At 72.4% G+C, this 9,532-nt stretch carries 5 protein-coding genes and 1 pseudogene; 4 read left to right on the forward strand and 2 right to left on the reverse strand.

The features are described from left to right. From HV824_RS32540 to HV824_RS32555, 4 genes are all read left to right on the forward strand, one after another. Window positions 1-1,024: SDR family oxidoreductase (locus HV824_RS32540; RefSeq protein ID WP_176424990.1), on the forward strand; the 1,024-nt coding region annotated here is incomplete at its 5' end. A 48-nt stretch (window positions 1,025-1,072) separates the two neighbouring features. Further along, a complete protein-coding gene (locus tag HV824_RS32545) occupies window positions 1,073-3,121 on the forward strand; it encodes an FtsX-like permease family protein (RefSeq protein ID WP_176424991.1) in 2,049 nt (682 codons plus the stop codon). Next, window positions 3,118-4,428 (forward strand): ABC transporter permease, encoded by a 1,311-nt coding sequence (locus HV824_RS32550; RefSeq protein ID WP_176416472.1) that lies wholly within the window; start codon window positions 3,118-3,120, stop codon window positions 4,426-4,428. Before HV824_RS32545 ends, HV824_RS32550 begins: the two co-directional genes overlap by 4 nt. Beyond that, window positions 4,428-5,222 carry an outer membrane lipoprotein-sorting protein gene (locus tag HV824_RS32555; RefSeq protein WP_176416473.1) on the forward strand — a complete coding sequence of 265 codons (795 nt, stop codon included), beginning with the start codon at window positions 4,428-4,430 and terminating at the stop codon, window positions 5,220-5,222. The genes HV824_RS32550 and HV824_RS32555 overlap by 1 nt, the downstream gene beginning before the upstream one ends. Before the next feature lie 9 nt (window positions 5,223-5,231). On the opposite strand, the gene HV824_RS32560 is transcribed toward HV824_RS32555, so the two are convergent. Together HV824_RS32560 and HV824_RS38315 are read right to left on the reverse strand one after the other, a co-directional pair. Beyond that, on the reverse strand, window positions 5,232-9,284 hold the full coding sequence (locus tag HV824_RS32560) for an amino acid adenylation domain-containing protein (protein WP_368738133.1): 4,053 nt from the start codon (window positions 9,282-9,284) through the stop codon (window positions 5,232-5,234). A gap of 6 nt (window positions 9,285-9,290) precedes the next feature. Further along, window positions 9,291-9,532 (reverse strand): annotated as a pseudogene (locus HV824_RS38315) (phosphopantetheine-binding protein); the annotation flags it as partial.

Below are 9,532 nucleotides of genomic sequence, written 5' to 3' on the forward strand. Positions count from 1 at the left end.
GGCCTGGGCGCGCCAGCTGCGACACGGGCTGGGCGCGCGCCTGCTGCTCGTGGGGCGCCGCCAGCGGGACGCCGCCGTGGCGTCACTGGAGCGCGAGCTGGGGGCGGCGGAGTACGTCACCGCCGACGTCACGGCGCCGGAGGCGCTGCGGCGGGTGCTGGCCGACGCGGAGGCGCGCCATGGCCGGCAGCTCGACGGCGCCTTCCACTTCGCCGGTACGTTGAGCTCCGTGCCCCTCATGAACGAGGCGCCCGCGCCGCTCGTGGAGGGCGCCGCGGCCCATGTGCTGGGCGCGGTGGCGCTCGCGGACGCGCTGCGGACGCGGCCAGAGGCGCAGCTCGTCTTCGCCTCTTCATTGATGGGGACGCTGGGGGCGGGGCTCCACGCGGGCTATTGCGCGGCCACGGGTTTCCTGGACCGGTACGCGGAGGCGCTCGTGACAGAGGGCCGGCGCGCGGTGTCGGTGGCCTTCAGCTCCGTGCGCGACACGGGCATGGCGCGTGGACTGACTGCGTCGCCCCCGGGGTACCGGATGCTGGAGCTCCCCCAGGCACTGGCCGCCCTCGCGTTGGCCGTGGAGTCGGGCGAGGCCCGCGTGCTGGCGGACGTGGACGGCGCGGATGCACAGGTGCACGTGCTGGAGTCGCTGCCCAGGCAGGCCCGTGGCGCCGTGGACCGCGAGGCGCTTGGCGCGATGCTGTCGGGCGGCGGCGCGCGGACCCCGGCGGGGCCGCTGGAGGTCGTGGTGGCGGAGGCCTTCCGCGACGTGCTCGGCGTGGATGACGTGGGCGCGCACGCGGACTTCTTCACGCTCGGTGGCAGCTCGCTGCAGGCCACCCGCGTCCTGGCTCGTGTCCAGGAGCGCACCGGCTTGCGGTTGCCCGTGACGGTGCTGTTCGAGCACGCCTCCGTCGCGAGGCTCGCGGCACACATCCGGCATCTCGTCGACCCCGAACAGCTCGATGTTTCACTGCTCACCGATGCGCAGGTGGCCCTGCTGCTCAGCGTCATTCAGGCGCCTTGAGCGCGGCGCTTGTTTTCACGGGACTCGAATCCTTAGGATTCGGGGTTCATGCTTTTCCATTTCGCGCTGCAGAGCGTGCGCTCCCGCCCCCGGAGCTGGCTCGTCGGCTTGCTCGCGGCCAGCATGGCGGCCCTGCTGACGCTGGGGCTGTCCCTGGTCGGCAGCATCTACGACGGCACCCGCCTCAGCATGATTGAGAGCGGGGCGGGCCACCTCCAGGTCTACAACGCCAACTCCGCCGAAGGGCCGCAGATGTCGCTGGGGCCGGGCGGGGCTCCGGAGATGGTGCCCCTGCCGGACTACGCCCGCACCCGCGAGCTGCTGCTTGGCGTGGACGGCGTGCGCGACGTCGTTCCCCTGGAGGTGGGGACCGGCCGGGTGTTCCGCGGCAACTACCTGGATGAGAAGCTCGCCGCGGTGCGCGACGTGGCGCGCGCGCCGGCCTCGGCCGAAAAAGACGCGCGGCTGGGCCGCATGGCGGACGACCTCCGGCGCGCGCTCGAGCGCGTCGCCAGGGACTCGCGTCGCCGCGATGAGGCCTTCTCCCAGAGCGCTGGAAGCGAGGAGGACGCGCGCGCGCTGGAGCAGGCGCTGGCGCCGTCCTTCTGGGAGCGCTTCGTGGCCGAGCCCCTCCCGGTGCTGGAGTTCCTGGAGAACCGGGTGGCCAAGCAGGTGGGCGAAGGCGAGTCCATGTACCTCGACTACGTGGGCACGGACCTGGGCGGCTTCGCGAAGGCGTTCGGCCGCTTCGAGCTCGTCTCCGGAGAGCTGCCTCCCCGGGGCACGCGAGGGCTGCTGCTGGGGCAGGCCGTCTATGAGCGCTCCTTCAAGCTGCCCATGGCCGTCCGGTTGGACGAGCTGAAGCGCGAGCGCGAGCGCGGGGCGACCTTCGCGGGCGACGAGCGGCTGGGCACGCAGGTGGAGCGCAGCCTCGCGGAGATCCCCGACCTGCTGTCGCGCCTGGACGTGGAGCGGGCCACGGCGCTGCGGGCCGCGCTGGAGGCGGTGCTGGGGCAGCCCGGGGAGCTGGAGCCGCTGCTGGAGAAGTTCTGGGCGCTGGATGATGGCAACTTCGACGCGCGCTTCCAGGCGTTCTACGGCACGCTGGCGCCCCACCTGCCGCTGTACCGGGTGCGTCCGGGTGACACGCTGGTGCTCAAGGGCACGCTGGACAACGACCCGGGCGTGGCCGTGAAGGTCTGGGGCACCTACCGCTTCCGGGGACTGGGCGGGGACGGCAGCCAGGCCAACGGCGCCTCGCTCCTGGACCTGGCCACCGTGCGTCACCTGTCCGGACGGATGACGCGCGAGCAGATGGAGGAGGCGAAGCAGTTGCTGGCCGCCGTGGGCATGGATTCGAAGGAGGAAGCCCCTTCGTTCGACACGTTCAGCCCGCCGCGGATGCTCGACGTGGAGCCCGCGGCTCCCACCGAGGACGCGCCGGCGCCCACCTTCGCGCGCGCGTCGTTGCCCCCCACCTTCGATGCGGCGGACCTGGAAGATGGCATCTTCCACGCCGCGCTCGTGCTCACGCCGGACGCCGATTCGGACGCCGTGGCGGAGCGCATCCAGCAGCTCGCCCAGTCGAAGGGCGTGCCCCTGGCGACGGCGGACTGGCGTGAGGTGGGCGGCTTCGTCACCGGCATGGTGGGGATGACGCAGGTGTTGCTGGTGGCGCTCGGCGGGATGATGGGGCTGTTCGTGCTGGGCGTGTCGGCGGGCACGTTGTTGCTGCTGGCCCGTGAGCGGGTCGGCGAGGTGGGCACCCTGCGCGCGGTGGGCATGCAGCGCCGGGACGTCTTCTTCGGGCTGATGCTGGAGGGCCTGGTGCTGGGCGCGGTGGGGAGCCTGCTGGGCCATGGCCTGGGCGCGGCGCTGCTGTGGGGCCTGGGCGCGGACGGCATCGCGGTGCGGGACGAGGCGCTGCAGTTCTTCCTGGGCGGCGCGGTGCTCCGGCCGGAGCTGGCGGCGTGGCACGCGGCCGTGGTGGGCGTGGGGGTGACGCTGGTGGTGCTGGTCGCCACCTGGATTCCGGCGTGGCGCGGCAGCGCGGTGACGCCAGCGGTGGCCATGCGCCTGCGGGAGATGGACGGATGAGGGGCCTTCTTGGCATCGCGTTGCGCAACCTGTTCCTCCGCCGTGAGCAGGGGATGCTGCTCTTCGCCGTCATCGCCGCCGCCAGCGGCGTGTTGGTGGGGGTGATGTCCCTGAGCGCGGGCGTCGCCGCGACGCAGAAGGACGTCGTGACGACGTTCCTGAGCGGTGAGCTGAACGTGGGAGGCTTCTTCAAGGTCCACCCCGACAGCATCTCCCCGGTGGTGGGGGACGCCGCGCGGGTGCGGGCCGTGGTGGAGCCGCTGGTTCCGGACGGCTGCCTGCTGCGCGAGCGCGGGCGGGGACAGGCCACCGCGGGCGCGGGCCGTCACCGGGTGCGCTCCTACGTGGTGGCGCTGGACGTGGAGGGCGAGGGCGCCGCGCTGCGCCGCTTCAAGGTGAAGGACGGCGCGCTGGAGACGCTGGCGCGGCCGCGCACGGTGGCCCTGTCCACGCAGCTGGCCGGGCGGCTCCACGTGCGCCTGGGTGACATGGCGACGCTCTTCACGCAGACGGTGGGGGGCCAGCGCAACGCGCTCGACGTGGAGGTGGTGGCCATCACCGAGCGCGCGGGCCTGCTGGGCGAGAGCGCGGGTATCCTCGTCTCCAACGCGACGCTGCGCGAGCTGGACGGCTACCGGCCCGGCTCCGCGGGCGTGCTGCAGGTGGCCTGCGCCGGCGCGGACGGTGACATGCTGGACGTGGACGGGCTGGCGGGCCAGCTCCGGGATTCGCTGCGCCAGGCGGGGTTCACCGTGCTGCCGCCCGCGCGCGAGGCCTACGGCGACAAGCTGTCACCCCTGCTGCGCGAAGGCTGGGCGGGGCAGCGCGTGGACGTGACGACGTGGGAGGACGAGTCCGCCTTCCTCGGCTTCATCTCCGCGGGCCTGGCCGCGCTGACGGTGCTGGTGGGCGCCATCACCCTGGCGGTGGTGATGATGGGGTTGTTCGTCTCCCTGAGCGTCGCCGTGCGGGAGCGGACGCGCGAGGTGGGCACCCTGCGCGCGGTGGGCATGCATCGCCGGTCCGTGGTCGGCATGTTCATGCTGGAGGGCATGTTGCTGGGCGCGGTGTCCTCCGGCCTGGGCGCCCTCGTGGCCACGGGCGTGTGTGTCCTGCTCCGCGATGCGATTTCCCTCCCGGAGGCCCTGTCCGGCTTCCTCTTCAGCGACACGCTCCCGCTGGCGCCGGGCCCCGGGCACGTGGTGGCCGCCGTCATCCTGGCCACGGTCGGGGCGACGTTGGCGTCCATCATCCCTGCTGCTCGCGCTTCCTCCCTCTCTCCTCGCTCCGCCATGGACTCCCTTTGATGCGCACTCGAATCCCGCTGCCTTCGTTCGTCCTCGCGCTGTTGCTGCTACCCGTGCTGGCTGTCGCGGCGGAGGCAAAGGAGGCAACGGAGGCAAAGCCCTCCGCGGACGAACTGGTGCGCCAGGTGGACAAGCGCATGTCCATGCAGAGCGACTACCGGGGCGTGGTCCGCATCCGCGAGACGCGCAAGGACGGCATCGAGCGGCTCATCGAGATGCAGGTGTACCGCCGGGACTCGTCGCAGAACTTCCTCATGGTCATCACCCAGCCGCGGAACCTGGCGGGAGGCGGCTACCTGCGCATCGGGAAGAACCTGTGGGAGTACAACGCCGCGCTGGGCCACTGGGAGCGCACCACGCGGCGCGCCAACATCGTGGGCACCATCGCCTGCGAAGGGGACTTCGACCGCTCGCGTCTGTCGGAGGACTACACCGCGGTGGACGAAGGGGAGGAGGTCATCCAGGGCACGCGCTACCGCAAGGTGTACCTGTCCGCGCGGCCCGACACCGAGGTGAGCTTCGCGCACCTGCGGCTGTGGTTGGACCCGGACCTCAACATCGTCAAGCGCATCGGCTATGCGCCCTCCGGGCGGGTGCTCCGCACGGACCTGGTCCGCAGCTACCAGAAGCTCAAGGACCCCGTCACCCAGCAGCCCATCATCCACTACCGCGAGGTCTTCGAGCAGGAGGAGGAGGAGGGCACGCAGCTGGTGGTCCGCTACGAGGACGTGCAGCTGGCGCCCCTCAGCCCCAACCTCTTCACGAAGTCGTGGCTGGAGGGGCGCCTGCGCTAGCCGCGCCGGCTACGCCTCACCGAGCGCCTTCTCCACCAGGTACCGCGCCAGCACGCTCACCGTCGGGGGCTCGATGGCCCCCGAGTGCCCACCCGGCAGGGGCACCACGTCGATGCGCTCGCGCGGGACGTCCTGGCTCCAGCCGAGCGTCTCGTCCAGTGACGGGTTGCCGTCGGCCCGGAAGAGCAGCAGTCGCGCGCGCACGTCGGGCACGCGCCAGGTGCGCACCTGCGGCGGGAGGATTTCTCCGGCCAGGTGCCACATGCGCTTCAGGTCCGCGCCGGTGAAGTGGGGCGCCACGGTGCCGCGCTCCCTGGCACGGGCCGCCACGCGCTCCCATTGCGCGCCCTCTGACGGCAGGCCCGCGAGCTCCGCTTCCAGCGCCGCGTCGAGCACCTCGAACGTCTTCGCGAGCTGGAGCACTGGCGGCAGCGTCAGCGGCGCCACGGCGTTGAGCGCGCGGACGGTGAGGGTGTCGATGAGGGCGAGCATGCGCACCTCCTCGCCCGCGGCCTCGAGCGCCGCGGCGACGCCGTAGGCGGGGTACCCACCGAACGAGAAGCCGGCGAGCAGGTAGGGCCCGCGCGGCTGCACGGCGCGGATGTCCTCCGCGTAGGCGGCGACGCGCGCCTCGAAGGTGTCGAACCCGCGATGCGACATCGTCTCCGGCGCCTGCAGGCCGTGGCAGCGCAGGTGCGGCGACAGCAGGGGCACGAGGTGGCGGTAGTAGTGCAGCTCCCCATCTCCGGGGTGCATGAGGAAGAGCCGGGGCGCCTCCGCGGGGGCCTCCGGCCCGGACAGGCGCACCACGCTGGAGAGCGGCGGGCCCTGCTCCAGCAGCTCCCGGAGCGCGTCGGTGGTCTCCTTCAGCACGGGGTACTGGAAGAGGGTGGCCAGGGGGACCGGGAGGCCGAACTCCTCCTCCATGCGCGCGAGCAGGCGCATGCCCAGGATGGAGTCTCCGCCATGCTGGAAGAAGTCGTCGTCGGGCCCCAGGCCAGGCTGCTTGAGGACGTCTCGCCACAGGTTCAACAGCCGCATCTCCAGCGTGGAGCGGAGCTCCAGGGCCGTGGTGGCGTTCGCCGGGGGCTCCGGCGCCTGGGTGGCCGCCGCGTGCGCGTCCGGGTCGGGCAGGGCGTGACGGTCCACCTTGCCGTTGGCGTTGACGGGCAGGGCCGCCATGACGACGAAGGCCGCGGGCATCATGTACGACGGGAGCTGCTCCGCCACGTGCCCGCGCAGCGCCTCGACGGCCACGGCCTCCGGTGGCGCCTGGACATAGGCGGCGAGCTGCTGGAGCCCCGTGGACGCGGTGCGGGCCAGCACCACCGCCTCCTCCACGCGCGGGAAGCGGCGCAGGCAGGCCTCGATTTCCGAAAGCTCGATGCGGAAGCCGCGAATCTTCACCTGGTGGTCCGCGCGGCCCAGGAAGCGCAGGCGCCCATCCGGCAGCAACCGAGCCAGGTCTCCCGTGTGGTACATGCGCGCGCCCGGCGCGGCGGCGAACGGGTCGGGGATGAAGCGCTCCGCCGTCAGGTCCGGCGCGCGCAGGTACCCCCGTGAGAGCGCCGCGCCGCCGATGTACACGCGCCCTGGCAGGCCCGGCAGCACCGGCGTCAGGTGTTCGTCCAGGAGGTAGAAGCGCACGCGCGGAATCGGACGGCCAATGGGGAACGTGGCGTCGGTGCCCACGCCCTCCGCGCCGGGGATGTCACACGTGGCGGAGGTAATCGTGCACTCGGTGGGGCCGTAGACGTTGAGCCACGGGGCGTGGCCGCCGCCCACGCGCACCCAGGCCTCGTACGTCTCGCGCTTGAGGACGTCACCGCCGGGCGCCAGCAGCCGCAGCCGCGCGGGCACCCGCTGCCCCAGGGCCTCCATCTGGCGGATCCACTCCTCGATGTACGTGGGCGGCAGGCTGATGAGGGTGATGTCCGTCTCCTCCAGGTACGGCGTCATCGCGTGCGCGGGCACCAGCCCGCTGCGCATCACCACCGTGGCGCCCACCGCGAGCGGCGGGTAGAGGTCCTCCGCCGCGGCGTCGAAGCTCAGCGGCGCGAACTGGAGCATCCGGTCCCCGGGCCGCAGGCCGAAGCGCGCGGCCATGGCGAGGTTGTGGTTGACCACCGAGCGGTGCTCCACCATCACCCCCTTGGGCTCGCCCGTGGAGCCGGAGGTGAAGACGATGTAGGCGAGCTGCGTGTCCGCCACCGCGCGCGGTCCGGGCTCCAGGTCCTCCGCCACGTGCTCGGGCTGGAGCGGCACCTCCACGTGGGGCACGAGCCCCTGGTGCGCGGCCAGGGCCTCCGCGTCCACCCACAGCCTGCGAACGCCGGCGCGCTCCAGCACGGCGCGCTTGCGGGGCTCGGGCCAGTTGGCGTCCAGCGGCACGTAGGTGCCTCCCGCCTTGAGGATGCCCAGCAGCGCGGCCATGCCCTGCGCGGAAGGCTCCATCACGAGGGCCACCCGCTCCTCGGGGCGCAGGCCGTGTTCCAGCAGGTACCGCGCCAGCAGGTTGGCGCGGGCATTCAGCTCCGCGTAGCTCCAGGTCGTCGTGTCATGGGCCACCGCGGGCGCGCTCGGCGTGCGGCGCACCTGGGCCTCGAAGAAGGTGTGGATGCAGGTGCCGGCGGGCACGTCCTGTGGTCCACCCGAGAGGGCTGACAGCACCTGCGCCTGCTGCTCCGCCGAGAGCAAGGGCAGCCGGGACAGGGGCGCGTCCGGGGCACGCACGGCCTGAGACAGCAGGTGCTCGAAGGCCTGGGCCATGCGGCTGGACGTCGCGGGGGTGAAGAGGGCGCTGTCGGTTGCGAGCAGCCCCTCCATGCCCCCTCCGGGGTGCTCCACCAGGCTGAGCACCACGTCGTAGGCGGGGATGACGCTGTCGCCGAGCAGCTCCGACGCGGAGAGTCCCTCGAAGGACGGGCGGGAGAAGCGGTCCAGGACAAGAAGGGCCTGCGCCAGGAGCGGCGCGGTGCGGCTGGCGTCGGGCTGCACGGCGTCCGCGATGCGCTTGAAGGGGACCTCCTGGTGGGTGGTGGCGTGCAGCACCACGCCGTGGGCGCGGCGGAGCAGCTCCCGGAAGGAGGGCTGTCCGGAGACATCGGTGCACAGGGGCAGGATGTTCGCGAAGTAGCCCACCCGGTGCTCCGTCTGCGGCAGGGTGCGCCCGGAGGATGGTGAAGCCACGACGACGTGCGACTGGGCGCTCAGGCGGTGGAGCCAGGCCTGCGTCAGCGCGAGCGTCGCGGTGAAGGTGGAGACGCCCTCCTGGCGCGCGAGCGCCTCCAGCGCGCTCATGTCTCCGGAGGCGAGCGTCAGCCGCGTGGGGCGCATGTTCGCGTTGAGCGCGGGAGCGCGGCGCGGGAAGTCGGTGGGCAGGTCCAGCACCGGCGGCGCGTGGGCCAGGGCCTGCTTCCAGGACTCGAGGCTCGCGTCCACCTGGCGCTGGTGCTCCGGGCTGCGTTGCCAGAGCGCGAAGTCGCCGTACTGGATGTCGGGCGGGAGCGGCGCGGGCGCGCCGGTGCGAGCCGCTCGATACGCCGCGACCAGCTCCTCCATGAACGCCTGCGTGCCCACGCCATCCGTGACGAGGTGGCTGAGCGAGGCGATGAAGGCATGCCGCAGCCCCGTCGTGTCGAGCTGGACCAACTCGAAGCGATAGAGCGGGCCTTGCTGAACGTCGAAGTGCCGCTGGGCCTCTCGCGTGGCGGCGGCGCGCGCGGTGTGCTGCGCCTCTTCAAGCGGCAGGTGTGACAGGTCCGTTCGCGAGAGGACCGGACGCCGTGGGCCGTGCACCTTGGCGATGACGCGGTCGGCTTCCAGGTGGAAGGTCGTTCGCAGGGTCTCGTTGTGCTCCAGCACGGTTTCGAGGGCGGCTTCGAGCTTCGTCGCGTCGAGCGCGCCTTCGAGCACGAGGGACACCTGCACCACGTAGGGCGGAGCATCCGGGAGCTGGAGCGCGTACCACAGGCGCTCCTGGACCAGCGACGCGGGGAAGCGCGACGGCCTGGGGCTCGCGGGCCGCAAGACGTCCTGGGCCTGCGCCGCCGTGCCGATCACCTGCGCAAGCGCGGCGACGGAGGGAGAGGAGAAGAGGGAGGCGAGAGGAAGCTCGACGCCGAAGGAGGAGCGGATGCGAGCCGCGAGGCGGGTGGCGCTGAGGGAGTGTCCGCCGAGAGAGAAGAAGTCGTCGTGGCGAGAGAGGGAGGAGAGGCCGAGGACCTGGCAGAAGAGTTGAGCGAGGAGCTCCTCGACGTGGCCCTGGGGAGGAAGAGAGGGGTGGGAGTCGTCGGAGGGGAGAGGGAGGG

Origin of the sequence: Myxococcus sp. AM009 (assembly GCF_013372605.1) — a bacterium.
In the GTDB taxonomy this organism is placed as follows: Bacteria; Myxococcota; Myxococcia; order Myxococcales; family Myxococcaceae; genus Myxococcus; species Myxococcus vastator.